The sequence below is a fragment of the Allostella sp. genome (assembly GCF_041913585.1).
Taxonomy (GTDB): Bacteria; Pseudomonadota; Alphaproteobacteria; order ATCC43930; family Allostellaceae; genus Allostella.
In genome coordinates this window covers 24,539-48,648 of sequence record NZ_JAYSFE010000022.1, presented here as the reverse complement: position 1 = coordinate 48,648, position 24,110 = coordinate 24,539, and the positions used below count along the sequence as shown (strand labels likewise).

Annotated in this window: 21 protein-coding genes; 16 read left to right on the top strand and 5 right to left on the bottom strand. The window is 73.9% G+C overall.

Translation table 11 applies throughout. The features are described 5' to 3' along the window. The 6 genes from ACE3Q3_RS06555 to ACE3Q3_RS06530 form a co-directional block, all read left to right on the top strand. Nucleotides 1-779, top strand: a 779-nt coding sequence (locus ACE3Q3_RS06555; protein ID WP_374443715.1) for a S1 RNA-binding domain-containing protein, incomplete at its 5' end; no start/stop codon positions are given. Nucleotides 780-851: 72 nt separating this feature from the next. Continuing rightward, nucleotides 852-1,772 carry a signal peptide peptidase SppA gene (gene sppA / locus ACE3Q3_RS06550; RefSeq protein WP_374443713.1) on the top strand — a complete coding sequence of 307 codons (921 nt, stop codon included), beginning with the start codon at nt 852-854 and terminating at the stop codon, nt 1,770-1,772. A gap of 54 nt (nt 1,773-1,826) precedes the next feature. Beyond that, nucleotides 1,827-2,114: an integration host factor subunit beta gene (gene ihfB, locus ACE3Q3_RS06545; protein WP_374443711.1), complete on the top strand. Its 288-nt coding sequence runs from the start codon at nt 1,827-1,829 to the stop codon at nt 2,112-2,114. A 28-nt stretch (nt 2,115-2,142) separates the two neighbouring features. Continuing rightward, a complete protein-coding gene (locus ACE3Q3_RS06540; RefSeq protein WP_374443708.1) occupies nt 2,143-2,505 on the top strand; it encodes a lipopolysaccharide assembly protein LapA domain-containing protein in 363 nt (120 codons plus the stop codon). Beyond that, on the top strand, nt 2,502-3,452 hold the full coding sequence (locus ACE3Q3_RS06535; protein WP_374443706.1) for an ornithine cyclodeaminase family protein: 951 nt from the start codon (nt 2,502-2,504) through the stop codon (nt 3,450-3,452). The genes ACE3Q3_RS06540 and ACE3Q3_RS06535 overlap by 4 nt, the downstream gene beginning before the upstream one ends. An 8-nt stretch (nt 3,453-3,460) precedes the next feature. After that, nucleotides 3,461-4,105 (top strand): phosphoribosylanthranilate isomerase, encoded by a 645-nt coding sequence (locus ACE3Q3_RS06530; RefSeq protein ID WP_374443704.1) that lies wholly within the window; start codon nt 3,461-3,463, stop codon nt 4,103-4,105. 35 nt (nt 4,106-4,140) lie between these two features. Here ACE3Q3_RS06530 and ACE3Q3_RS06525 read toward each other — a convergent pair whose 3' ends face one another. After that, nucleotides 4,141-5,163 (bottom strand): NAD(P)/FAD-dependent oxidoreductase, encoded by a 1,023-nt coding sequence (locus ACE3Q3_RS06525; RefSeq protein ID WP_374443703.1) that lies wholly within the window; start codon nt 5,161-5,163, stop codon nt 4,141-4,143. 116 nt (nt 5,164-5,279) lie between these two features. On the opposite strand from ACE3Q3_RS06525, the gene tsaE reads away from it, so the two are divergent. The 6 genes from tsaE (at nt 5,280) to trxA (ending at nt 14,476) form a co-directional block, all read left to right on the top strand. Then, nucleotides 5,280-5,753: a tRNA (adenosine(37)-N6)-threonylcarbamoyltransferase complex ATPase subunit type 1 TsaE gene (tsaE, locus tag ACE3Q3_RS06520; RefSeq protein WP_374443700.1), complete on the top strand. Its 474-nt coding sequence runs from the start codon at nt 5,280-5,282 to the stop codon at nt 5,751-5,753. After that, on the top strand, nt 5,750-6,781 hold the full coding sequence (locus tag ACE3Q3_RS06515; protein WP_374443697.1) for an aminoglycoside phosphotransferase family protein: 1,032 nt from the start codon (nt 5,750-5,752) through the stop codon (nt 6,779-6,781). Before tsaE ends, ACE3Q3_RS06515 begins: the two co-directional genes overlap by 4 nt. Then, nucleotides 6,778-7,500, top strand: coding sequence for a nucleotidyltransferase family protein (locus tag ACE3Q3_RS06510; RefSeq protein ID WP_374443695.1), 723 nt, complete (start codon nt 6,778-6,780; stop codon nt 7,498-7,500). The genes ACE3Q3_RS06515 and ACE3Q3_RS06510 overlap by 4 nt, the downstream gene beginning before the upstream one ends. Nucleotides 7,501-7,515: 15 nt before the next feature. Further along, nucleotides 7,516-10,602 (top strand): double-strand break repair protein AddB, encoded by a 3,087-nt coding sequence (gene addB / locus ACE3Q3_RS06505; RefSeq protein WP_374443693.1) that lies wholly within the window; start codon nt 7,516-7,518, stop codon nt 10,600-10,602. Further along, nucleotides 10,599-14,075 carry a double-strand break repair helicase AddA gene (addA, locus tag ACE3Q3_RS06500; protein WP_374443691.1) on the top strand — a complete coding sequence of 1,159 codons (3,477 nt, stop codon included), beginning with the start codon at nt 10,599-10,601 and terminating at the stop codon, nt 14,073-14,075. Before addB ends, addA begins: the two co-directional genes overlap by 4 nt. Nucleotides 14,076-14,155: 80 nt before the next feature. Then, nucleotides 14,156-14,476 carry a thioredoxin TrxA gene (gene trxA / locus ACE3Q3_RS06495; protein WP_374443689.1) on the top strand — a complete coding sequence of 107 codons (321 nt, stop codon included), beginning with the start codon at nt 14,156-14,158 and terminating at the stop codon, nt 14,474-14,476. 16 nt (nt 14,477-14,492) lie between these two features. Here the strand turns inward: trxA and ACE3Q3_RS06490 are convergent, their stop codons facing one another. From ACE3Q3_RS06490 to trpB, 4 genes are read right to left on the bottom strand one after another with little or no spacing between them, the layout of a single operon-like run. Then, the gene (locus tag ACE3Q3_RS06490) at nt 14,493-15,773 is read right to left on the bottom strand and encodes a folylpolyglutamate synthase/dihydrofolate synthase family protein (protein ID WP_374443687.1); all 1,281 of its coding nucleotides are present in this window, start codon (nt 15,771-15,773) and stop codon (nt 14,493-14,495) included. Nucleotides 15,774-15,822: 49 nt separating this feature from the next. Further along, on the bottom strand, nt 15,823-16,770 hold the full coding sequence (accD, locus tag ACE3Q3_RS06485; RefSeq protein ID WP_374443685.1) for an acetyl-CoA carboxylase, carboxyltransferase subunit beta: 948 nt from the start codon (nt 16,768-16,770) through the stop codon (nt 15,823-15,825). Further along, entirely contained in the window at nt 16,767-17,609 is an 843-nt protein-coding gene (gene trpA / locus ACE3Q3_RS06480) for a tryptophan synthase subunit alpha (protein WP_374443683.1), read from the bottom strand. The genes accD and trpA overlap by 4 nt, the downstream gene beginning before the upstream one ends. Before the next feature lie 16 nt (nt 17,610-17,625). After that, nucleotides 17,626-18,837 carry a tryptophan synthase subunit beta gene (gene trpB, locus ACE3Q3_RS06475; RefSeq protein WP_374443681.1) on the bottom strand — a complete coding sequence of 404 codons (1,212 nt, stop codon included), beginning with the start codon at nt 18,835-18,837 and terminating at the stop codon, nt 17,626-17,628. 143 nt (nt 18,838-18,980) lie between these two features. Here trpB and ACE3Q3_RS06470 point away from each other — a divergent pair, with 143 nt between their 5' ends. The 4 genes from ACE3Q3_RS06470 (at nt 18,981) to acnA (ending at nt 24,050) form a co-directional block, all read left to right on the top strand. Further along, nucleotides 18,981-19,784 carry an alpha/beta fold hydrolase gene (locus ACE3Q3_RS06470; RefSeq protein ID WP_374443679.1) on the top strand — a complete coding sequence of 268 codons (804 nt, stop codon included), beginning with the start codon at nt 18,981-18,983 and terminating at the stop codon, nt 19,782-19,784. Between the two features lie 5 nt (nt 19,785-19,789). Then, nucleotides 19,790-20,827 carry an MBL fold metallo-hydrolase gene (locus tag ACE3Q3_RS06465; protein ID WP_374443677.1) on the top strand — a complete coding sequence of 346 codons (1,038 nt, stop codon included), beginning with the start codon at nt 19,790-19,792 and terminating at the stop codon, nt 20,825-20,827. A gap of 72 nt (nt 20,828-20,899) precedes the next feature. Beyond that, nucleotides 20,900-21,208 carry a hypothetical protein gene (locus tag ACE3Q3_RS06460; protein ID WP_374443675.1) on the top strand — a complete coding sequence of 103 codons (309 nt, stop codon included), beginning with the start codon at nt 20,900-20,902 and terminating at the stop codon, nt 21,206-21,208. 148 nt (nt 21,209-21,356) lie between these two features. Continuing rightward, complete coding sequence (gene acnA, locus ACE3Q3_RS06455; protein WP_374443673.1) at nt 21,357-24,050, top strand: aconitate hydratase AcnA; 2,694 nt, start codon at nt 21,357-21,359, stop codon at nt 24,048-24,050. Nucleotides 24,051-24,110: the final 60 nt, after the last annotated feature.

Genomic DNA, 24,110 nt, shown 5'->3' with positions numbered 1-24,110 from the left:
ACGTCTCCGAGATGAGCTGGACCAAGAAGAACGTCCACCCGGGCAAGATCGTCTCCACCAGCCAGGAAGTCGAGGTCATGGTCCTCGACGTCGATCCGCAGAAGCGGCGGATCAGCCTCGGCCTGAAGCAGTGCCTGGAGAACCCCTGGGAGTCGTTCGTCGAGAAGTACCCGGCCGGCACCGAGCTCGAGGGCGAAGTGCGCAACATCACCGAGTTCGGCCTCTTCGTGGGCCTGCCCGGCGACATCGACGGCATGGTGCATCTCTCCGACCTCGACTGGAGCCGCCCGGGCGAGACCGCGATCCAGGACTTCCGCAAGGGCGACCAGGTCAAGGTCAAGGTGCTCGACGTCGACATCGACAAGGAGCGCATCAGCCTCGGCATCAAGCAGCTCGAGAGCGATCCCTTCGAGTCGGCGCTGAGCCGGCTGAGCAAGGGCCACGTCGTGACCTGCACCGTGACCGGGATCCAGGAAGGCGGCCTCGACGTCACCATGGCGGACGGCGTGCCGGGCTTCATCCGCAAGTCCGAGCTGTCGCGCGACCGCAGCGAGCAGCGGCCCGACCGCTTCGCCGTCGGCGAGAAGGTCGATGCCAAGGTGACCAACATCGATCGCGCCACCCGCAAGGTGACGCTGTCGATCAAGGCCCGCGAGCTCGACGAGGAGAAGCGCGCGATGGCGGAGTTCGGCTCGTCCGACTCCGGCGCCAGCCTCGGCGACATCCTGGGGGCGGCCATGAACCGCGCCCGCCAGGACCGCGAGAAGACCGAGGACTAGCAGGACTGCGGGCTGCCGTCCCCGCGACGGCAGCCCGCACGTTCCTGTCGACGGTCTTCCTCCATCGACCGGATGCCCGGAAGCGACCCCGACCGCCTGATCGACCGCCGCCGCCTCAAGCGGCGGCTGGCGGCATGGCGGGTGGTGGCCGTCCTGGCACTGCTCGCCGCCGGATTGCTGGCGGTCGATCCCGAGGGCGGCTTCCTTGGCCGCCCCCACGTCGCCCGCCTCTGGGTGACCGGCTTCATTTCCGACGATTCCGACCGCGACAAGGCGATCCGCAAGCTCGCCGAGGACGACGACGTGGCGGCGGTCGTGGTCCGCATCGACAGTCCCGGCGGGGCGGTCGGCGGCGGCGAAGGGCTCTATCGCGCGCTGCGGTCGCTGGCCGAGAAGAAGCCGACCGTCGCCGTCATCGACTCGCTCGGCACCTCGGCCGCCTACATGGCGGCGCTCGGGACCGAGCGCATCTTCGTGCGCGACACCAGCGTCACCGGCTCGATCGGCGTCCTCATGCAGTCGGCCGACGTCACCGCCCTCCTGGAGCGGCTCGGCATCAAGCCCGAGACCATCAAGAGCGCGCCGCTGAAGGGCACCCCGAACCCGCTCGAGCCGCTGACCCCCGCCGCGCGCGAGGCCGCCGAGACGGTGGTGCGCGACCTCTACGACCAGTTCGTCGACATGGTGGCGGAGCGTCGCCGCATCGAGCGGCCGCGCGTCGTCGAGCTCGCCGACGGCCGGGTCTTCACCGGCCGCCAGGCGAAGGCGCTGGGCCTCGTCGACGAGAGTGGCGGCGAAGCCTCCGCCCGGGCATGGCTGGAACGCAGCAAATCGGTGGCCCGCAAGCTGCGGTCGGTCGACATCCGGCCGGGCGAATCCGGCTCGTGGGTCGACGCGGCAGTCGCGACTTTCGGAAAAGTCCTTTTCTCTGAGAGACTTAAGGTTGACGCTCCGGTTTCGGTTTGGCACCCTGGCCAGTATGGGAACGACTGACGGACCGTCGGTCGGCCGGTCTGCACGGATGACCGGAGCCCGGGAGGTGCTGCGATGACCAAGTCCGAGTTGATCCTGCGGCTCGCGGAACTCAATCCCCACCTCTACCAGCGCGACGTCGAGCGGATCGTCACCACCATCTTCGAGGAGGTGATCGAGGCGCTGGCGCGTGGCGATCGCGTGGAACTGCGCGGTTTCGGCGCCTTCTCGGTCAAGGAGCGCGACCCGCGCGTCGGCCGCAACCCGCGGACCGGCGAGGCCGTCAAGGTCGAACGCAAGCGCACCCCCTTCTTCAAGACCGGCAAGCAGCTCCGCGAGCGGCTCAACGCCGCGGAATCCTGATCGCCGGCACAACGGATCCCTCCCCCCCGTGCGCTTTCTCTTCTGGCTCCTCGCGCTGCCGCTGCTGGCGGCGATCGCCGCCTTCGCGGTGACCAACCGCGCGCCGGTCGCGCTCGAACTCTGGCCCCTGCCGTTCGTCGCGACGGTGCCGGCCTTCCTGGTGATTCTGGTCGCGCTCGCGCTCGGCATGGGCATCGGCGCCGCCGCCGCGTGGCTGTCGGCCGGCATGCGGCGGCGCGAGATGCGCCGCCGTGGCCGCCGCATCGACGCCCTGGAGACCGAGGTGCAGATCCTGCGCCGCCGCATCGCCGAAGGCGACGGCCTGGGCCAGACGCCGGGCCCGCGCCCGGCGCGCGCGCTCGTCGCCGGGACGCAACGGGAACGCGCATGACCGCCGCCCCGCCCCGGATGGTCGATGCCGCCGCCGTCGAGCGCGCCCTCGACTACCCCTCGCTGGTCGCGGCGCTGGACGAGGCGTTCCGCGCCGGCCGCGAGGTGCCGCTGCGACACCACCACCCGATCCCGCAGCCGGCCGGGCGCGACGCCATGCTGCTGCTGATGCCGGCCTGGAGCCGCGGCGGCGCCGTCGGCATCAAGATCGTCACCGTCTATCCCGACAATGGCCGCCGCGGCCTGCCGGCCGTCATCGGCACCTACCTGCTGCTCGACGGCGCGACCGGGGCGCCGCGCGCGGTGATCGACGGCAGCACCCTGACGGTCCGGCGCACCGCCGCCGCCTCGGCGCTCGCCGCCTCGCGCCTCGCCCGCACGGACGCCCGGCGCCTCGTCATCGTCGGCACCGGTGCGCTGGCGCCGCATCTCGTGCGCGCCCATGCCGCCGTGCGCCCGATCCGCGAGGTCGCCGTCTGGGGCCGCCGCCGCGAGGCCGCCGAGGCGCTGGCCGGCCGGCTCGCGGCCGAAGGGTTCGACGCCCGGCCGACCGCCGATCTCGCGGGGGCCGTCCGCACGGCCGACATCGTGAGCTGCGCCACCCTCGCCAACGAGCCCCTGGTGCGCGGGGAGTGGCTCCCGCCCGGCTGCCATCTCGACCTCGTCGGCGGCTTCACGCCGACCATGCGCGAGGCGGACGACGAGGCCGTGCGGCGGGCCCGCATCTTCGTCGACACCCGCGAAGGCGCGCTGCACGAGGCGGGCGACCTGGTGCAGCCGATCGCGGCCGGGATCGTCTCGGCGGCCGACGTCGTCGGCGACCTCTTCGACCTCGCCCGCGGCACCGTCCCCGGCCGCGAATCCCAGGACGAGATCACCTACTTCAAGTCGGTCGGGACGGCGCTCGAGGATCTGGCGGCGGCCGAACTGCTCGTCCAGCGGCTGTGAGCCCGCGAATGCCCGTTCCGGTCAAGATCTGCGGGCTGACCCGCCCCGAGGCGGTGGCGGCGGCGGTCGCCGGCGGTGCCGCCTTCGTCGGCTTCGTCTTCTATCCGCGTTCGCCGCGGGCGGTGATGCCGGAGGTCGCCGGGCAACTCGCGGCCGCGGTGCCGAAGGGCGTCACCAAGGTCGGCCTCTTCGTCGATGCGGACGACGCGACGATCGCCCGCGTTCTCGCCGCCGTCCCGCTCGACCTGCTGCAGCTCCACGGCCACGAGACGCCGGAGCGCGTCGCCGCCATCCGGGCGCGCTTCGGCGTGCCGGTGATGAAGGTGCTCCCCGTCGCCGAGCCGGGCGACGTCGAGGCCGCCGACCGCTACGCGCCGGCGGTCGATCGGCTGATGTTCGATTCCAGGCCGCCGCGACGGCCGGACGCGCTGCCCGGCGGCAACGGCCTGCCCTTCGACTGGCGGCTGATGGCCGGCCGCCGCTGGCCGGTGCCATGGATGCTGGCCGGCGGCCTGACCCCGGAGAACGTGGCCGAGGCGGTGCGGCTGACCGGCGCCGAGGCGGTCGACGTCTCCTCCGGCGTCGAGGATGCGCCCGGCGTCAAGAACGTCGGCAAGATCGCGGCCTTCCTGGCGGCGGCCCGCGCTGCCTGACGCCCCGCGCCGCCTGACGCCCGTCGGGCCGACGCTCAGGCGGCGAGGCCCGGCACGCCCTGGGTCGTCGAATACTCGAAATGGTGGACCTCGCCCGGGAAGACGCGCTCGCGGATCGCGTGCGCCGCCGCCGCCGCCTCGGCGAAGCCCGACAGGATCAGCTTCAGCTTCCCCGGATAGGTCGCGATGTCGCCGATGGCGTGGATGCCCGGGATGCTGCTGGCGCAGGTCGCGGGGCTGACCGCGATATGGCTGTGCTCGAGGTCGAGCCCCCATTCGGCGATCGGCCCGAGATTCATCGCCAGCCCGAAGAAGGGCAGCAGCACGTCGGCCTCGAGCCGGCGCACCTTGCCGTCGAGCGTCGCGACGTCGACGCCCGCCAGCTGGCCGTCGGCGCCGGCGAGCCCCGCCAGCTGGTAGGGCACCACCAGTTCGATCGCCCCCTCGCGCGCGAGCGCGTCGAGGCGGGCGGCGCTCTCCGGCGCCGCGCGGAACTTCGGCCGGCGGTGGACGACCATGATCCGTTCGGCGATGCCGGCCAGCGCCAGCGCCCAGTCGACCGCGGAATCGCCGCCGCCGGCGATGACGACCCGCTTGCCGCGCAAGTCCTCGCGCCGCTTCACCATGTAGAAGACGCTCCGCCCCTCGTAGGCCGCGATGCCGTCGAGCGGCGGCCGGTTGGGGCCGAAGGCGCCGACGCCGGCCGCCACGATGACGGCGCGCGCCAGGATGCGGGTGCCGGTCGAGGTCTCGACCCGGAAGCGCTCGCCTTCGGGCGTCAGCGCCGTCACCTGCTGCCCGAAGTGCCAGGTCGGGTGGAAGGGCGCCGCCTGCTCGACCAGCCGGTCGACGAGGTCGGCGGCATCGATCTTCGGGTGGCCGGGGATGTCGTAGATCGGCTTCTCGGGATAGAGCGCCGCGCACTGGCCGCCGGCCATGTCGAGGGCGTCGACGACATGGCAGCGCATCCGCAGCATGCCGCATTCGAAGATGGCGAAGAGGCCGACGGGTCCGGCGCCGACGATGACGACGTCGGTCTCGTGTGCGGCGCTTGACATGGCGACTCCCCGGCTGGGATTTACGGCGGCGATGACGCCTCGGACGACGAATCGCGCGTAACATGATGGCGGCGTCCGTGCTCCGCAACCCTCGCCCGTGAGCACTTGGCCGACCGATGCGCCCGCCCGCCCCCGTTTACCGCGTTCCGCTCCCCGACCTCGCGGCGACGCACGCGCTGGCGCGCCGGCTGGCCGGGCTGGCCCGGCCCGGCGACACGATCGCGCTGTCGGGCGATCTCGGCGCCGGGAAGACGGAATGGGCCCGCGCCTTCGTCCGCGCCCGCCTCGGCCGGCCCGACGAGGAGGTGCCGAGCCCGACCTTCACCCTGGTCCAGATCTACGGCGACGGCGACGGGGAGATCTGGCATGCCGACCTCTACCGCCTGACGCACCCGGACGAGGCGCTGGAGCTCGGCCTGGAGGATGCCCTGGGCCATGCCATCGTCGTCCTGGAATGGCCGGAACGCATCGCCCGCCTGCTGCCGCGCGACCGGCTGGACATCGCCTTCACGCTCACGGACGGGGCGCGGTTCGCCGACCTCGTGCCCCACGGAAACTGGATCGACCGCATGACAGGAGCCCTGCCGTGACCGCCGCGCCCGGACCGGACGCGCGCACCGCTGCCGTGGAGGCCTTCCTCGCCCGCGCCGGCTGGGCCGACGCGGCGCGGCGTCCGCTGGCGGGCGACGCATCCTTCCGGCGCTACCTGCGCCTCTCCCGTGCGGACGGCAGCAGCGCCATCCTGATGGACGCGCCGCCGCCGATGGAGGACGTGCGGCCCTTCGTGCGCATCGCCGGCCTGCTCGGGGAGCTGGGCCTGACGGCACCGCGGATCCTCGCCCACGCCCCGCGCAGCGGGCTGGTTCTGGAGGAGGATCTGGGCGACGACACTTTCGCCGCCCTGCTCGACCGCGGCACCGATCCGGAAGCGCTCTTCGCGGCCGCCGTCGACGTCTTGGTCCACCTTCGCCAGCGCGTCACCGCGGCCGATCTCGCGACGCTCCCGACCTTCGGCGTGCCGCGTCTGGCCGAGGAATCGGCCCTGGTCACCGACTGGTTCCTGCCGGCCTGGACCGGGCGCCCGACTCCGCCCGAGCTGCGCGCCGACTACGTGGCACGCTGGACCGGCGTGCTGACCCGGGCGCCGTTCGGCCCGCCGACGCTCGTGCTGCGCGACTATTTCGCCAGCAACCTGATATGGCTGCCGCAGCGCGACGGTGTCCGGCGCTGCGGCCTGCTCGATTTCCAGGATGCGGTCGCCGGCCCGGCGGCCTATGACCTCGTCTCGCTTTTGGAGGACGTCCGCCGCGACGTCCCCGACGAACTCGGAGCCCGGATGTACGAACGCTACCTCGATCGCGCCGGCATCGCCGACCGCGACGGCTTCCGGCACGCCTATGCCGTGCTCGGCGCCCAGCGCAACCTGCGCATCGCCGGGGTCTTCACCCGCCTCCACCGGCGCGACGGCAAGGCCCACTATCTCGCCTTCATGGATCGCGTGTGGGCGCTCGTCGCCCGTGACCTCGGCCATCCGGCCCTCGCCCCGATCGCCGAATGGCTGGACCGGCACGTGCCCGTCGCCTGGCGGACCCGCCCGCCGGTCCGGGGGGTGGCATGACGCCGATCCGCACGGGCATGGTGCTGGCGGCCGGGCTCGGCACCCGGCTGCGACCGCTGACCGACAGCCTGCCGAAGCCGCTGGTCACCGTCGGCGGCGAGACCCTGATCGACCGCATCCTCGACCGCATGGCGGAGGCCGGGGTCGAGGAGGTCGTGGTCAACCTGCACCACAAGGCCGACCAGCTGTCCGGCCACCTCGCCCGGCGGACGCGGCCGCGCATCCTCGAATCGCGCGAGGAGGCCCTGCTCGAGACGGGCGGCGGCGTCGCCCGGGCCCTGCCGCGGCTCGGCGACGCCCCCTTCTTCGTCGTCAACGGCGACGTGCTGTGGCGCAACGGCAAGCGCTCGGCGCTGGAGCGGCTGGCCGCGGCCTGGGACGAGACGCGGATGGATGCGCTCCTGCTGCTGCAGCGGACCGTGACGGCGATCGGCTATGACGGCCGCGGCGACTTCATGCTGAGCCAGGACGGCATGGTGCGGCGCCCCAAGCCCGGCGAGATCCCGCCCTACCTGTTCGCCGGCATCCAGATCCTGCACCCGCGGCTCTTCGCGGGCGCCCCCGACGGCGCCTTTTCGCTCAACCGGCTCTACACGGAGGCGGCCGAGGCCGGCCGCCTGGGCGGCATCCTGCACGACGGCGAGTGGTACCATGTCGGCACGCCCGAGGCGCTGGCCGCGGCCGAGGAGGCCCTGGCGACCGCCCGCTTCTGGCTCTAGCCGGCCCGCCCGTCGATGACCGGCGGCCCGCGCATCTTCTCGATCCCGGCGGGCGTGCCCTTCGTCGACGCGCTGGCGGAGGGGATGCTGGCCGAGGCCGCCGGCGATCCACTGCGGCTGGCGGAGATGACGGTGCTGCTGCCGACCCGGCGCGCCGGACGGGCGCTGCGCGAGGCCTTCCTGCGCCATGCCGGCGGCCGGCCGCTGCTGCTGCCGCGGATGACGCCGCTCGGCGACGTCGACGCCGACGAACTGGTCCTGGCGCCGGCCGACGAGGCCGGGCCCGAGACCGGCCTGGAGAGCCCGCTCGCGATCGGCGGCCTTGCCCGGCAGATGCTGCTCGCCCGCATGGTGCTGGCCTGGGGCGCCGCCCGTCCGCCCGAGGAGGTCGGCCCGGCCGGTGCCCCCTCGCCCGGCCAGGCGGCGGCGCTGGCCGGTGAACTGGCACGGCTGCTCGACCAGCTCCAGACCGAGGGCATCGACCCCGCCCGGCTCGCCGAACTCGGCGGCGACTTCGCCCACCACTGGGAGCGCACCCTCTCCTTCCTCGGCATCCTGACCGACGCCTGGCCGGCCCTGCTGGCCGAGCGCGACCTGGCCGACCCGGCCCGGCGCCGCGACCAGTTGCTGCGCCGCCAGGCGGAACAGTGGCGCCGAACGCCACCTGCGGCGCCCGTCTATGCCGCCGGCTCGACCGGCTCGATCCCGGCGACGGCACAGCTCCTGGCGGTGGTGGCGCGGCTGCCGAACGGTGCCGTCGTCCTGCCCGGCCTCGACAATCGCGGCGACCCGCTGCTGTGGCCGGCGATCGCCGCCGACCCGACCCACCCGCAGCACGGCATGGCGCGGCTGCTCGACGCCCTCGGGGTGGCGCCGCACACGGTGCCGGACTGGCCCTGGCCCGCGGGTGCCGGCACGGCCCCCCGCGCCCGGCTCTTCGGCGAGGCGCTGCGGCCGGCGGTCGCGACCGAGGTCTGGACCCGGCCCGAATGGCGGCAGGCCGCCGGCCTCGGCCCGGCCGGGATCGACCGCGCGCTCGAAGGCATCGCCCGCATCGACTGCCCCGGCCCGCATGAGGAGGCGGGCGCCGTCGCGCTGCTGCTGCGCGAGGTGCTGGAGACGCCGGGGCGCACCGCCGCCCTCGTCACCACCGACCGCGCGCTCGCCCGCCGGGTGGCGGCCGAGCTCGCGCGCTGGGGCGTCGCCGTCGACGATTCGGCCGGCACGCCCCTCGACCAGACGCCGCCCGGCACTTTCCTGCGCCTCCTGGCGGCGGCCCTGGCCGAGGCGGCGGCGCCGGTGCCGCTGCTCGCCCTGCTGAAACATCCGCTGGCGGCGGGCGGCATGGCCGACGGCCGCTTCCGCCGGCGCGTCCGCCGGCTGGAGACCGCCGTGCTGCGCGGCCCCCGGCCGGCCCCCGGCCTCGCCGGGATCGCCGCCACGCTGGCGGCCGCCGGAGCGGCCCTGCCCCCCGGCGATCGCCGCGCCGGTCCGCTCGCGGTCCTCGGCGCCTTCGCCGGCGCGCTCGAACGGCAGATGCGGCCGCTGGCCGAGGCGCTGGCCGCCCCGGCCGTCGATCTCGCGACGCTGGTTCGCGCCCATGTCGCCGCCGCCGAGGCACTGGCGGCGAGCGATCGCGAAGCCGGCGCCGCCCGCCTGTGGCGCGGCGAGGCCGGCGAGGCGGCGGCCCGCTTCGTCGCCGACCTGCTGGCGGCCGCGGCCGACTTTCCGCCGATTGCCGGCGCCGCCTATCCCGGCCTGTTCGAGGCCCTGGCCGGTGGGGTGGCGGTTCGCCCGGCCTATGGCAGCCATCCGCGCCTGCACATCTGGGGACCCCTGGAGGCCCGGCTGCAGCAGGCCGACCGGCTGGTCCTGGGCGGCCTCAACGAGAGCACCTGGCCCGGCGTCGCCCGCTCGGACCCCTGGCTCAGCCGGCCGATGCGCGCCCGCCTCGGCCTGCCGGCGCCCGAGCGTCGGATCGGGCTCGCCGCCCACGACTTCGTGCAGGCGGCGGCGGCCTCCGAAGTGTTCCTGACCCGCGCCGTCAAGGTCGAGGGCACGCCGACCGTGGCCAGCCGCTGGCTGCTCCGGCTCGACACGATGCTGGCGGCGCTCGGCCGGACGATACCGCGGGCGGCCGCCCCCCGCGTCTGGCAGCAGCGCCTCGACGACCGCGACGCCGGCGCGGACGGCGTGCCGGTTGCCCGGCCGGCCCGGCCGCAGCCGCCGCCGCGGCCCTGCCCGCCGGTCGCGCTGCGCCCGCGCAGCCTGCGGGTCACCGAGATCGAGACCTGGCTCGCCGACCCGTATGCCATCTATGCCCGCCATCTGCTCGGGCTGCGGGCGCTCGATCCCATCGACATGGACCCCGGTGCCGCCGAGCGCGGCACCATGATCCACCACGCCCTCGACCGCTTCGTCGCCGCCTGCCCGCCGCCCCTGCCGCTGCCCGCCGATGCCCGCGACCGCCTGCTGGCCTTCGGGCGGGAGGCGCTGGCGGAACTGCTGGAGCGCCCGATCGTGCGCGCCTTCTGGTGGCCGCGCTTCGCGCGCATCGCCGACTGGTTCCTCGCCGAGGAGGCGGCCCGCCGCGCCGCGATCGCCCAGTCCTGGACCGAATGCGGCGGAAGCTGGACCATTCCCGGTCCCGCCGGCCCGTTCCGCCTGTCGGGGCGGGCCGACCGGATCGACCGGCTGCACGGCGGCGCCGCCGCGATCATCGACTACAAGACGGGCAGCGCACCGAACAAGGCCGCGGTCGAGCGGGGCCGGGCGCCGCAGCTCCCGCTCGAGGCGGCGATGGTCGCGGCCGGCGCCTTCGCCGGCGTGCCGCAGCAGCCGGTCGCCGAACTCGCCTATTGGCGGCTGTCCGGGGCGGCCCCGGCCGGCGAGATCGTCCCGATCGCCGCCACGCGCGAGCGGGTGGAGGCGCTGGCGGCGGATGCGCGCGACGGCCTGGCCGCCCTCGTCGCCCGCTTCGACGACCCGGCCACCCCCTATCTCGCGCAGCCGCGGCCGGACTGGGTGCCGCGCTTCAGCGACTATACCCATCTCGCCCGGGTCGGCGAGTGGGCCGACGGCGCCGCGGAGAACGAGGAGTGAGCGCCGACGACCCGCTGCTCGGCGAACTGCTCGCCGACGCCGCCCGCGTCCAGCGCGAGGCCGCCGATCCCGCCGTGTCCGCCTGGGTCGGTGCCTCGGCCGGCACCGGCAAGACCACGGTGCTGACCAACCGCATCCTGCGCCTGCTGCTGACCGGCGTGGCGCCGGAGCGCCTGCTCTGCCTGACCTTCACCAAGGCGGCGGCGGCGGAGATGGCGATCCGTCTGCACGGCGTGCTCGGGCGCTGGGCGACCACCGACGAGACCGACCTGCGGCAGCGCCTGCGCGCGCTGGAGGGCGAGGACCCCGGCCAGGAGCGCTGCGACCGCGCCCGGCGCCTCTTCGCGCGCGTGCTCGACACGCCCGGGGGCATGCGCATCCAGACCATCCATGCCTTCTGCCAGTCGCTGCTCGCCCGCTTCCCGATCGAGGCCGGGGTACCGCCGCACTTCGACGTCGCCGACGAGGCCACGGCCGCCGAGCTGCTGGCGGCCGCGCTGCGCGAGACGCTGGCCGCCGCCGGCCGCGAGCCGGCGCTGGCCGATGCCGTCGCCGAGATCGCCCGCCACGTCCGCGAGGATGCCTTTCTCGACCTGCTGCGCGGCCTGCTCGGCCGCCGCGGCCGGCTGGTGCGGATGCGCGACCGGGCCGGCGGCCTCGCCCCCCTGCTGGCGCGCCTCGCCGGCACGCTCGGCGTGCCGGAGGACGCGACCGAGGCCGGCGTGCTGGCCGCGGGCTGCGCCGCGGGCGCCTGCGACGAGGCGAGCCTGCGCATGGCGGCGCGGGCGCTCGCCGGCGGCAGCGGCCCCGAGGCCCAGCGCGCCGCGCGCATCCTGGCCTGGCTCGACGCGGCCGACCGCCCGGGCGGGTTGTCCGACTATTGCGGCGTCTTTCTCACCAACGAGGGCGAGGTGCGCAGGCGCCTCGTCAACAAGGCGACGCTGACCGCCTACCCGGGTTCCGAGAGGGCGCTGCAGGACGAGGCCGAGCGGCTGGTGGCGCTGCTCGACCGGGCGCGATCGGCCGGCGTGCGCGCCGCGACGGCGGCGCTGCTGCGGCTCGGCGACGCCATCCTCGCCCGCTACCAGCAGGCCAAGGCCGCCCGCGCGCTGCTCGACTACGAGGACCTGATCCTGCGCACGGGCGAGCTCTTCGCCCGGCCCGGGATCGCGCCCTGGGTGCTCTACAAGCTCGATGGCGGCATCGACCATGTCCTGGTCGACGAGGCCCAGGACACCAGCCCCGAGCAGTGGCAGGTGGTGGCGGCGCTGGCCGAGGAGTTCTTCGTCGGCCACAGCGCCCGGCCGGAGCCGCGGACCGTGTTCGCGGTCGGCGACGTCAAGCAGTCGATCTACAGCTTCCAGGGCGCCGATCCGGACGCCTTCCGGCGGATGCGTGCCCGCTTCCAGGCGCAGGCGGACGCGGTCGACGCCGGCTGGCGCTCGCTCGAGCTCAAGCTGTCCTTCCGCTCGACCGAGGCGGTGCTGACGGCGGTCGACGCCGTCTTCGCCCAGGCCGAGGCGCGGGACGGTCTCGCCGACCCCGCCCGTGGCGACCCGGCGGTGATCGAGCATCTCGTCCGGCGCCGCGGCCAGGCCGGCCGCGTCGAGCTGTGGCCGCTGCTGGCCCCCGCCGAGGCCGACGGCGAGGCTCCCTGGTCGCCGCCCCTCGAGCAGCGCTTCGCGGTCTCGCCGCAGGCCCGCCTCGCCCGACGCATCGCCCGGCTGGTGCGCGGCTGGCTCGACGGCGGTGCCCGGCTCGAGTCCGAGGGGCGGCCGATCCGGCCCGGCGACGTCATGGTCCTGCTGCGCCGGCGCGCCGGGTTCGCCCAGCAGATGGTGCGCGCCTTCAAGGACGCCGGCGTGCCGGTGGCCGGCGTCGACCGCATGGTGCTGCCGCAGCAGATCGCGGTCATGGATCTCTCCGCCCTCGGCCGCTTCGTGCTGCTGCCCGAGGACGACCTCAACCTGGCGGCGCTCCTCAAGAGCCCGCTGGTCGGCCTCGACGAGGAGGCGCTGTTCCGGCTCGCCGCCGGCCGCGGCCGGCGCTCGCTGTGGTCGACCCTGGCGCGGCGGCGGGCGGAGTTCCCCCAGACGTGGGAATTCCTCTCCGGCCGGCTGGCGCGTGCCGACTTCGTGACGCCCTTCGCCTTCTTCGCCGAGACGCTGGGGCCGCTCGGCGGCCGCCGCCGCCTGCTCGACCGGCTGGGCCCCGACGCCGCCGACCCGATCGACGAGTTCCTGTCGCAGACGCTGGCCCACGAGCGCGTCCACGCGCCCAGCCTCCAGGGCTTCCTGCACTGGCTCGACATCCAGTCGTCCGAGCTCCGGCGCGAGGTCGAGGCCGGCACCGACGCCGCCCGCGTGATGACGGTCCACGGCGCCAAGGGGCTGGAGGCGCCGATCGTCTTCCTGCCCGACACCGCCCAGGTTCCACGCACCGGCGCGGCGCTGCTGTGGGGCGCGGACGGCGCGGACGACATCCTGCTCTGGCCGCCCCGGCGGGCGGGCGAGGACGGCGTCTGCCGGCAGCTGCGCCTCGCCGACCAGCAGCGCCAGCTCCAGGAATATCGCCGCCTCCTCTACGTCGCCATGACGCGGGCCCGCGACCGGCTCTATGTCTGCGGCTGGCGCGGCAGGAACGAGCCCACGGCCGGCAACTGGCACGCGCTGGTGGCGGCCGGGCTCGCGGCCGCCGACCTCGGCGAGGAGGTGACGGACCCGGCGCTGGCCGACGGCGAGAAGGAGGACGGCGAGGAGGACGGGCGCATCCTGCGCTTCGACGTGGCCGGCGACCGGGTCGAGACGACGCCGGCGGCCGGCACCGAGGTCGATGCCGCCGCGGACCCGCCGTGGCTGACCCGTCCCGCGCCGCCGGAGCCGCGGCCGAGCCGGCCGCTCGCGCCGTCGCGGCCGAGCGAGGAGGAGCCGGCACCGCGTTCCCCGGTCGGGCCCGACGACGGGATCCGCTTCCGGCGCGGCCTCCTGCTGCACCGGCTGCTGCAGACGCTGCCCGACCTCGCCGCGCCGGAGCGGGAGGCGGCCGCCCGGCGCTTCCTCGCCCTGCGCGCCCACCGGCTCGACGCGGCGACCCAGGCCGCCTGGGCGGCCGAGGCGCTGGCCGTGCTGGAGCATGGCGAGGCGGCGCCCCTGTTCGCCGCCCCGGGCCGGGCCGAGGTGCCGGTCGTCGGGCGGATCGGGGACGACGCCATCTCCGGCACGATCGACCGGCTGATCGTGACCGACCGGGAGGTGGTGATCCTCGACTACAAGACCAACCGTCCCCCGCCCGCCCTCGAGGCGGACACGCCGCCGCTCTACCTGCGCCAGATGGCGGCCTACCGCGCCGCGGTCGCCGCCATCTATCCCGACCGGCCGGTGCGCTGCGCCATCCTGTGGACCGACGGGCCGCGGCTGATGTGGCTGTCCGACGCCCTGCTGCCGGGCCGCGCCGGTGCCGCGCCGCCTCCTTGACCCTCTTCGACCGCGTCCCCTAATTTCGCGGACCTGCCACAACACGAGCGGCGCTTCCCGCGCCGCGGAGTATCCCCAAGATGGCCACCACCAAGGTCAGCGACGACACGTTCGAGAGCAGCGTCCTCAAGGCGACCGGCCCGGTCCTGGTCGATTTCTGGGCGGAATGGTGCGGCCCCTGCAAGGCGATCGGCCCCTTCCTCGAAGACCTCTCGACCGAGATGCAGGGCCGCGTCACGGTGGCGAAGATCAACATCGACGAGAACCCGGCGACCCCGCGCAAGTACGGCGTGCGCGGCATCCCGACCCTGATCGTCTTCAAGGACGGCCAGGTGGCGGCGCAGAAGATCGGTGCCCTGCCGAAGCAGAAGCTCTACGAGTGGGTCGAATCCGTCATCTGATCCCCGCCGCCGGCAGTCACCCGTTGGCCGCCAGCACCACCCCGGCCAGATAGAGCGAGCCGCAGATCAGCACCCGGACCGGGCGCCCCCCGGACCGGGCGGCGATCGCGGCCAGCGCGGCGGCGGCGTCGGCGGCCGGCGCGGACGGAATGCCGACCGCCGCGCCCGCCGCCGCGGCGTCGGCGGCGCTCCAGCTCTTGTGCTCGCCCGGGATCGCCACCGCCTCCAGGCTCGCCGCGAACGGCGCCAGCACCCGCAGGAAGGCCCGGGGGTCGCGGTTGTCGAGCATGGCGAAGACGAGATGCGTCGGCATCGCCGGCCAGCGGGCGAGTTCCGCCGCCACCGCCTCGGCACAGGCGACGTTGTGGCCGCCGTCGAGCCACAGCTCCGAGCCGGGCGGCAGGGCGGCCGCGAGCGGGCCGCGGCGGAGCCGCTGCAGCCGTGCGGGCCACTCGACATGGGCGATCCCGGCCGCCAGCGCCGCCGGCGCGAGGCCGGGATCGAACGCCTCCAGCGCCGCCAGCGCGCCGCCGGCATTGTCGTACTGGTGCCGGCCGAGCAGGCCCGGCGCCGGCAGGTCGAGCCGCCAGTGCCGCCCCTCGTAGCGCAGCCCGGCGGCGGTCGGCGCGACCGACCATTCCCGGCCGAAGCGCCGCAGCGGCGCGCCCACCGCGGCGGCATGGCGCTCGATCACCGCCGCCGCCTCGGCGGTCTGCGGTCCGATGATCCCGGGGCAGCCGGGCTTCAGGATGCCCGCCTTCTCGCGCGCGATCGCCGCCACCGTGTCCCCGAGGAAGGCCATGTGGTCGAGCGATACCGGCGTGACGATGCTGGCCGCGGTCTTCGCCACGACGTTGGTCGCGTCGAGCCGCCCGCCCATGCCGACCTCGAGCACCAGCGCATCCGCCGGCACCCGGGTGAAGGCCAGGAAGGCGGCGGCGCCGACGATCTCGAAGAAGGTGATGGGCTCGCCCGCGTTGGCCGCCTCCACCTCCTCCAGCAGCGCGACCAGGGCGTCGTCGGAGATCAGTTCCCCGGCGAGCCGGATGCGCTCGTTGAAGCGGACGAGGTGCGGCGAGGTGAAGACATGGACCCGCCGCCCCGACGCCTCCAGGACCGCCCGGAGATAGGCACAGGTCGAGCCCTTGCCGTTGGTGCCGGTGACGTGGAAGACCGGCGGCAGGGTCTCGTGCGGCCGCCCCAGGACGTCGAGCAGGCGGCGGATGCGGCCGAGCGACAGGTCGATGACCCGCGGATGCAGGGCCAGCAGGCGGGCGAGGACGGCTTCGACGCTCAAGCGGCGCCTCCGGCGGCAGGACGGTCGGCGGGGTCGAGACGCCCCGGGTTCAGGGCGCCGAGGGGCGCTCCTCGGCGGCCGGCAGTGCGGTCGGAGCGGCGTCGTGGCCGACCAGGACCGGCTGCGGCGGCAGCACCTCGGCCGGCGGCTGCCGCCGGTGCAGCAGGTCGAGGACGCGGATCAGCGTCTGCCGCAGCTCGCGCCGCGGCACCACCATGTCGACCATGCCGTGTTCGAGCAGGTACTCCGCGCGCTGGAAGCCTTCCGGCAGCTTCTCGCGGATCGTCTCCTCGATGACGCGCGCGCCGGCGAAACCGATGACGGCGCCGGGCTCGGCCACGGTGATGTCGCCCAGCATGGCGAAGGAGGCGGTGACGCCGCCCGTCGTCGGGTCGGCGAGGACGACGAGATAGGGCAGGCCCGCCGACTTCACCTCCTCGATGGCGATGGTGGTGCGCGCCATCTGCATCAGGGAGAGGATGCCCTCCTGCATGCGCGCCCCGCCCGAGGCCGGGACAACGATGAGCGGCGCCTGCTGGAGGACCGCGAGCCGCGCGGCCGCGACCAGTCCCTCGCCGACGGCGACGCCCATCGAGCCGCCCATGAAGTCGAACTCGAAGCAGGCGACGACGGCGTTGGCGCCGCCGAGCCGGCCATGCGCCACCTTGACCGCGTCGTCCGCCTGGTGGCGGCCCTGCGCCTCGCGCAGCCGGTCCGAATAGCGCTTCACGTCGCGGAACTTCAGGGGATCGGCCGGCGTCTTCGGCAGCTCGATCTCGTGGTAGGTGGCGTCGTCGAACAGCATCGCGAAGCGGCGGCGGGCGCCGATCCGGAGATGATGTCCGCAATGGTGGCAGACGTGGAGGTTCGCCTCGAGCTCGCGATGGAAGATCATCTGCCCGCAGGCCGGGCACTTGTGCCAGAGATTGTCGGGCACGTCCGCCTTGCGGACCAGCGCCCGGATCTTCGGGCGGACGAAGTTGGTGAGCCAGTTCACGACACGACCGCCCGCTCGGCCTGCCGGACCCCGGCGGCGAGCTCCGCCACGAAGCCTGCCACGCGGTCGACGACGTCGGGCGCCACCGTGCCGTCGGCGGCGATCGCCTGCTCGACCCGGCGGACGATGGCCGAGCCGACGACGACCCCGTCGGCGATTCGGGCCGTGACCGTCGCCTGGGCGGGCGTGTTGATGCCGAAGCCGACCGCGACCGGGAGCGCGGTGTGGCGGCGGATGCGGGCGACCAGCGCCGCCACCTGCGCCTCGGCCGCCGAAGCGGTGCCGGTGACGCCGGTGATCGAGACGGCATAGACGAAGCCGCTGGCGCCCTCGAGCACCTTGGGCACCCGCGCCTCGGGCGTCGTCGGCGCGACGAGACGGATGAGGTCGATGCCCTCGGCGGCGGCCGGCACCGCCAGCGGCTCCGCCTCCTCGGGGGGCAGGTCGACGATGATGAGGCCGTCGACCCCGGCCGCCCTGGCGTCGCGGCAGAAGCGCTCCGGCCCGTACTGCAGGATCGGGTTGTAGTAGCCCATGAGGACGATCGGCGTGTCCTCGTCGCGGACCCGGAAGTCGCGGACCAGGGCCAGCGTCTTGACCATGGTCTGGCCTGCCCTGAGGGCGCGCAGGCCCGCCGCCTGCACCGCCGGGCCGTCCGCCATCGGGTCCGAGAACGGCATGCCGAGTTCGATGACGTCGGCCCCCGCGGCCGGCAGGCGCGCCAGGATGGCGGCAGCCGTCGCGAGATCGGGATCGCCGGCGGTGACGAAGGTGACGAGACCGGCGCGGCCCTCGCGGGCGAGCGCGGCGAAGCGGCGGGCGATGCGACCCTGGTTCATCGCGGTCGGTTCCTCGTCAGATGTCCATGCCGAGCGCGGCGGCGACGGTGAAGACGTCCTTGTCGCCGCGGCCGCACATGTTCATGACCAGCAGGTGGTCCTTCGGCAGCGTCGGCGCCATCTTGCGCACCTGGGCCAGGGCGTGCGAGGGCTCGAGCGCCGGCAGGATGCCCTCCAGGCGGGCGCAGAGCTGGAAGGCGTCGAGCGCCTCCCGGTCGGTCGCCGAGACGTAGGTCACCCGCTTCATGTCGTGCAGCCAGGAATGCTCCGGGCCGATGCCGGGATAGTCGAGCCCGGCCGAGATCGAGTGCGCCTCCTGGATCTGCCCGTCGGCATCCTGCAGGAGGTAGGTGGCGTTGCCGTGCAGCACGCCGAGGCGGCCGCCGGTCAGCGAGGCCGCATGCTGCCCGGTCTCGATGCCGTGCCCGGCCGCCTCGACCGCGGTCATCGCCACCGACGGCTCGTCGAGGAAGGGATAGAAGAGACCCATCGCGTTCGAACCGCCGCCGATGCAGGCGACCAGCGTGTCGGGCAGCCGGCCCTCGGCGGCCATGATCTGCTGGCGCACCTCCTCGCCGATCACCGACTGGAAGTCGCGGACCATGGCCGGATAGGGATGCGGGCCGGCGACCGTGCCGATGCAGTAGAAGGTGTCCTCGACCTGCGCCACCCAGGCCCGGAGCGCGTCGTTCATCGCGTCCTTGAGGGTGCCGGCGCCGGACGTCACCGGGACCACCTCGGCGCCCAGCAGGCGCATGCGGAAGACATTGGGCTTCTGCCGCTCGATGTCGGTCGCGCCCATGTAGACCGAGCACGGCATGCCGAAGAGGGCGGCGATGGTCGCCGTGGCGACGCCGTGCTGGCCGGCCCCGGTCTCGGCGATGATCCGCTTCTTGCCCATGCGGCGGGCCAGCATGACCTGGCCCAGGCAGTTGTTGATCTTGTGCGCGCCGGTATGGTTCAGCTCGTCGCGCTTGAAGTAGACCTTGGCGCCGCCGAGATGCTCGGTCAGGCGCTGGGCGAAGTAGAGCGGGCTCGGCCGGCCGACATAGTGCGCGAGATAATGGTCCATCTCGGCGCGGAAGGCCGGGTCCGCCTTGGCGGCGGCATAGGCCTGCTCGACCTCGAGGATCAGCGGCATCAGCGTTTCGGCGACGTAGCGGCCGCCATAGGGGCCGAAGTGCCCACGCTCGTCGGGCCCGGCCCGAAAGGTGTTGACGTTGCTCATCGTGATGCCTGTCCGGAAAGGCCGCGGATCATGCGTGTCCGGGCCTTCCGATGCAAGCCGGGGGATTTCGCGCCCCGGATCGGGCGCGGGCGCCCCCCCCGGGTGGACCCCCGCCAACCTTCCGGGTAGTCTGCCGGCGATCCATGGATTCCGCCCAGAAGATCGACCCGCCGTTCGAGGCGGTCCGGGTCGATGACCATCGCCTCGAATATGTCTGGCACGGCACCCCTTCCCCCGAGGGGCCGGTCCTCGTCTTCCTCCACGAGGCGCTGGGATCGGCCGGCCTCTGGCGCGACTTCCCGGCGGCGCTGGCGGCGGCGACCGGCCTGCCCGCCATGGCCTACAGCCGGCGCGGCTTCGGCCGCTCGGACCCGCGCCGACTGCCGCTGCCCGCCGACTATCTCGACCGCGAGGCCGATGTCGAGCTGCCCGGAATCCTCGCCGCCCTCGGCATCGCGCGGCCGATCCTGGTCGGCCACAGCGACGGCGCCACCATCGCGCTCATGCATGCCGGCAGCGCCGCCGGGCAGGGGGTCCTGGGCGTCGTCGCCGAGGCGCCGCACGTCTTCGTCGAGGAGGAGACGCTGGCCGGCATCCGCGAGGCGCTGCCGATCTATCGCGGCGGCCTGCGCGACCGGCTGCTGCGCCATCACGGCGACCAGACGGACGGCGTCTTCCACGGCTGGCACGACACCTGGCAGACGCCCGAGTTCCGGGGCTGGAACTGCCTCGACCGGCTGCCGCTCGTCCGCTGCCCCGTCATCGTCATCCAGGGCGAGGGCGACCAGTACGGCACCCGGAAGCAGCTCGACGCCATCGCCGAGCGCGTCGCCGGCCCGGCCGAGACGCTGATGCTGCCCGACTGCGGCCACAGCCCGCACCGCGACCGGCGCGACGAGGTGCTCGCCGTCATGACCCGTTTCATCCGCAATCTGCCGCGAGGCTGACCCCGATGGCGCCCGATTCCGCCCCCCTCGTCTTCCCCCACGACGCGGCCCCCGAGGGCGGCACCACGATCGAGGTGGCGCCCGGCATCCACTGGCTCCGGATGCCGCTGCCGTTCGCCCTCGACCACATCAACCTGTGGCTGCTCGAGGACGGCGACGGCTGGACCATCGTCGACTGCGGCATCGCCCGGGACGAGACGCGCGAGCTCTGGGCCCGCCACTTCGCCGCCAAGGCGCTGAAGGGCCCGCGCGGCGTCCGCCGGGTGATCGTCACCCATTTCCACCCCGACCATGTCGGGCTGGCGGGCTGGCTCTGCGCCGAGCTCGGCGCCGAGCTGTGGATGACCCAGACCGAGTGGCTGATGGCCCAGGCGCTGTCCGTCGACGAGCGCAACCACATCCACGGCCGGCGGACCGAGTTCTACCGCACCCACGGCCTCGGCGAGGACTGGCTCGCCCAGTTCGCCGACCGCGGCGAGCCCTACCGCACGCGCGTCGCCCCGGTGCCGTCGGTCTTCCGGCGCATCCAGGCGGGCGAGCGCATCGCCATCGGCGGGCGCGAGTGGGAGGTCGTCGTCGGCCGTGGCCACGCACCCGAACATGCCTGCCTCTTCTCCCGCGAGGCGGGGGTGCTGATCTCGGGCGACATCGTGCTGCCGAAGATCACCCCCAACGTCAGCGTCTGGCCGTCGCAGCCCGAGGCCGACCCGCTCGGCGAGTATCTCGGCTGTCTCGAGCAGTTCTTCGACCTGCCGGCCGAGACGCTGGTCCTGCCTTCGCACCGGCTGCCCTTCCACGGGCTGCATTCCCGCATCCGGGCGCTCAAGGACCACCACGACGAGCGGCTGGCCGACGTCATCCGGGCGCTCGACCGGCCGCGCCCGGCGGCGGAGATCCTGCCGGTGCTGTTCCGCCGCCAGCTCGACCTGCACCAGCTCGGCTTTGCCATCGGCGAGGCCATCGCCCACCTCGCCTACCTGCACCAGCGCGGCCGCATCGGGCGCGAGCGGCGGGCGGACGGGGTGCTCGTCTATTCGGCATAGGCCGGAACCGGCGGCGGATCGCGGCGGTTGTCGAGGTCAGTGACGAATACCGACCTCGAAAGGAGACCCGCCATGCGGACTCTCGTCGCCGCGGCCGTGCTGGCCGCCCTCGCCGCTCCGGCCTTCGCCCAGAGCACGCCCCAGATCGACCGGCGCCAGTACAACCAGGAGCGCCGCATCGAGCAGGGCTATCGCTCGGGCGCGCTGTCGGCCGAGGAGGCCTGGAAGCTCGACCGCGCGCAGCGCCGGATCGACCGGATGGAGCACCGGGCGCTCCGGGACGGCTACCTGACACCGCACGAGCGGGCCCGGATCGAGGCCGCGCAGGATCGCCAGCACCGGCGCATCGCGCGCGAGAAGCGCGACTGGAACGGCCACTGATCCGACGCCTGCCTTAGCCCGGCCGGCGTCCCGCCGGCCGGACCCGCCGGGCTGGACTTCCCGGGACGGATGGATATCTATAGGCACCGCCGAGCCGCCCCTCCCGTGCGGCGGCCCCTGCCATCCGCCCCCCGCGAGGAGACCACCCGTGCCCGGTACCGACAGCCTGAAGACGCGCCGGACTCTCGAAGTCCGAGGCAAGAGCTACGACTACTTCAGCCTGCCGGCCGCGGCCGCCACCATCGGCGACATCACGCGCCTGCCCTACTCGCTCAAGGTCCTGCTGGAGAACCTGCTGCGCTACGAGGACGGGCGCACGGTCACCGTCGACGACGTCAAGGCGATGGGCGCCTGGCTCGCCCAGCGCCGCTCGGACCGCGAGATCGCCTACCGGCCGGCGCGCGTCCTGATGCAGGATTTCACCGGCGTCCCCGCCGTCGTCGACCTCGCCGCCATGCGCGAGGCGATGGAGAAGCTGGGCGGCGACCCGCAGAAGATCAATCCGCTGTCGCCGGTCGACCTCGTCATCGACCATTCGGTGATGGTCGACGAATTCGGTTCGGCCAAGGCGTTCGGCGACAATGTCGGGCTGGAGTTCGACCGCAACCGCGAGCGCTATGCCTTCCTGCGCTGGGGCCAGACGGCGTTCCGCAACTTCCGGGTGGTGCCGCCGGGCACCGGCATCTGCCACCAGGTGAACCTGGAATACCTGTCGCAGACGGTGTGGACCAACAGCGAGGACGGCCGCACGGTCGCCTATCCCGACACGCTGGTCGGCACCGACAGCCACACGACGATGGTCAACGGCCTGGCCGTGCTGGGCTGGGGCGTCGGCGGCATCGAAGCCGAGGCGGCGATGCTGGGCCAGCCGGTGTCGATGCTGATCCCCGAGGTGGTCGGATTCAAGCTGACCGGGCGCCTGCGCGAGGGCATGACCGCGACCGACCTCGTGCTCACCGTGACGCAGATGCTGCGCAAGCACGGGGTGGTCAACAAGTTCGTCGAGTTCTACGGGCCCGGCCTCGACCACCTGCCGCTCGCCGACCGGGCGACCATCGCCAACATGGCGCCCGAGTACGGCGCCACCTGCGGCTTCTTCCCGATCGACCGCGAGACGCTCCGCTACCTCTCCTTCACCGGCCGCGACGCCGACCGCGTCGCGCTGGTCGAGGCCTACGCCAAGGCGCAGGGCATGTGGCGCGACGCCGACACGCCCGATCCCGAGTTCACCAGCACGCTCGGCCTCGACCTCTCGACGGTCGAGCCGTCGCTGGCCGGCCCGCGCCGGCCGCAGGACCGGGTGCCGCTGTCCCAGGCGGCGGCCGCCTTCGCGGCCGAGCTGCCGAAGTTCGTCGGCAGCGAGGAGCCGGGCGTCCTGAACAAGGAAGTCGCGGCGCCCGGCCAGAACTTCGCGGTCAAGCAGGGCGACGTGGTGATCGCGGCCATCACCAGCTGCACCAACACCTCGAACCCGTCGGTGCTGGTGGCGGCCGGGCTGGTGGCGCGCAACGCCCGCGCGCGCGGCCTCAAGACCAAGCCGTGGGTCAAGACCTCGCTCGCCCCCGGCAGCCAGGTCGTCACCGACTATCTCGCGGCGGCCGGTCTCCAGGTCGATCTCGACGCCATGGGCTTCCAGCTCGTCGGCTACGGCTGCACCACCTGCATCGGCAATTCCGGCCCGCTGCCGGAGCCGGTGGCGGCCGCCGTCGACGAGGGCGACCTGACGGTCGCCGCCGTCCTCTCCGGCAACCGCAACTTCGAGGGCCGCGTCCATCCGCAGGTGAAGGCGAACTACCTCGCCTCGCCGCCCCTCGTCGTCGCCTACGCGCTCGCCGGCTCGATGAAGGTCGACCTCGCGACGGAGCCGCTCGGCACCGGCAGCGACGGCCAGCCGGTCTATCTGCGCGACATCTGGCCGACTTCGGCCGAGGTCGCGGCGACCATCGAGAAGGCGCTGACGCCGAAGATGTTCACCGGCCGCTACGGCAACGTCTTCGAGGGCCCGGCCGAGTGGCGCACGATCGCGACCGCCGAGGGCCAGACCTATCGCTGGGACGACGGCTCGACCTACGTCAAGTCGCCGCCCTACTTCGTCGACATGCCGAAGACCCCGGCGCCGGTTACCGACATCGTCGGCGCCCGGCCGCTGGCGGTGCTGGCCGACAGCATCACGACCGACCACATCTCGCCCGCCGGCAACATCCGCAAGGCGAGCCCGGCCGGCGAGTACCTGCTCGGCTACCAGGTGCGCCCCAACGACTTCAATTCCTACGGCGCCCGCCGCGGGAACCACGAGGTCATGATGCGGGGCACCTTCGCCAACATCCGCATCCGAAACGAGATGGCGCCCGGGACCGAGGGTGGCGTCACCCGGCACCTGCCGTCGGGCGAGGTCATGCCGATCTACGACGCGGCCATGCGCTACCAGGCGGAGGGCGTGCCGCTCGTCATCGTCGCCGGCAAGGAGTACGGCACCGGCTCGTCGCGCGACTGGGCGGCGAAGGGCACGCGGCTGCTCGGCGTGCGGGCCGTGATCGTCGAGAGCTTCGAGCGCATCCACCGCTCGAACCTGGTCGGGATGGGCGTGCTGCCGCTGCAGTTCAAGGAGGGCGTCACCCGCAAGACGCTCGGGCTCGACGGCAGCGAAACGTTCGACATCGTCGGCGTCGCCGCCGGCATCAAGCCGCGGATGGACGTCACCTGCCACATCCATCGCGCCGACGGCCGCACCGAGACCGTCCAGCTCCTGTGCCGGATCGACACCCTGGACGAGCTCGAATACTACCGCCATGGCGGCATCCTGCAGTACGTGCTGCGCGGGATGCTGAAGGACGCCGCCTGATCGCCGTCCCTCGATCGTTCGGCCGGCCGCCCCGGACCCCCCGTCCGGGCGACCGGCCGC

What these genes read in the sequence shown, in the direction of transcription:
- ACE3Q3_RS06510 (WP_374443695.1), top strand. Translation starts at nt 6,778, where the DNA reads ATGACGCCGATCCGCACGGGCATGGTGCTGGCGGCCGGGCTCGGCACC.
- trpA (WP_374443683.1), bottom strand. Translation starts at nt 17,609, where the DNA reads ATGAACCAGGGTCGCATCGCCCGCCGCTTCGCCGCGCTCGCCCGCGAG.
- trxA (WP_374443689.1), top strand. Translation starts at nt 14,156, where the DNA reads ATGGCCACCACCAAGGTCAGCGACGACACGTTCGAGAGCAGCGTCCTC.
- addB (WP_374443693.1), top strand. Translation starts at nt 7,516, where the DNA reads ATGACCGGCGGCCCGCGCATCTTCTCGATCCCGGCGGGCGTGCCCTTC.
- trpB (WP_374443681.1), bottom strand. Translation starts at nt 18,837, where the DNA reads ATGAGCAACGTCAACACCTTTCGGGCCGGGCCCGACGAGCGTGGGCAC.
- ihfB (WP_374443711.1), top strand. Translation starts at nt 1,827, where the DNA reads ATGACCAAGTCCGAGTTGATCCTGCGGCTCGCGGAACTCAATCCCCAC.
- tsaE (WP_374443700.1), top strand. Translation starts at nt 5,280, where the DNA reads ATGCGCCCGCCCGCCCCCGTTTACCGCGTTCCGCTCCCCGACCTCGCG.
- ACE3Q3_RS06530 (WP_374443704.1), top strand. Translation starts at nt 3,461, where the DNA reads ATGCCCGTTCCGGTCAAGATCTGCGGGCTGACCCGCCCCGAGGCGGTG.
- ACE3Q3_RS06460 (WP_374443675.1), top strand. Translation starts at nt 20,900, where the DNA reads ATGCGGACTCTCGTCGCCGCGGCCGTGCTGGCCGCCCTCGCCGCTCCG.
- sppA (WP_374443713.1), top strand. Translation starts at nt 852, where the DNA reads ATGCCCGGAAGCGACCCCGACCGCCTGATCGACCGCCGCCGCCTCAAG.
- ACE3Q3_RS06470 (WP_374443679.1), top strand. Translation starts at nt 18,981, where the DNA reads ATGGATTCCGCCCAGAAGATCGACCCGCCGTTCGAGGCGGTCCGGGTC.
- ACE3Q3_RS06465 (WP_374443677.1), top strand. Translation starts at nt 19,790, where the DNA reads ATGGCGCCCGATTCCGCCCCCCTCGTCTTCCCCCACGACGCGGCCCCC.
- ACE3Q3_RS06535 (WP_374443706.1), top strand. Translation starts at nt 2,502, where the DNA reads ATGACCGCCGCCCCGCCCCGGATGGTCGATGCCGCCGCCGTCGAGCGC.
- ACE3Q3_RS06525 (WP_374443703.1), bottom strand. Translation starts at nt 5,163, where the DNA reads ATGTCAAGCGCCGCACACGAGACCGACGTCGTCATCGTCGGCGCCGGA.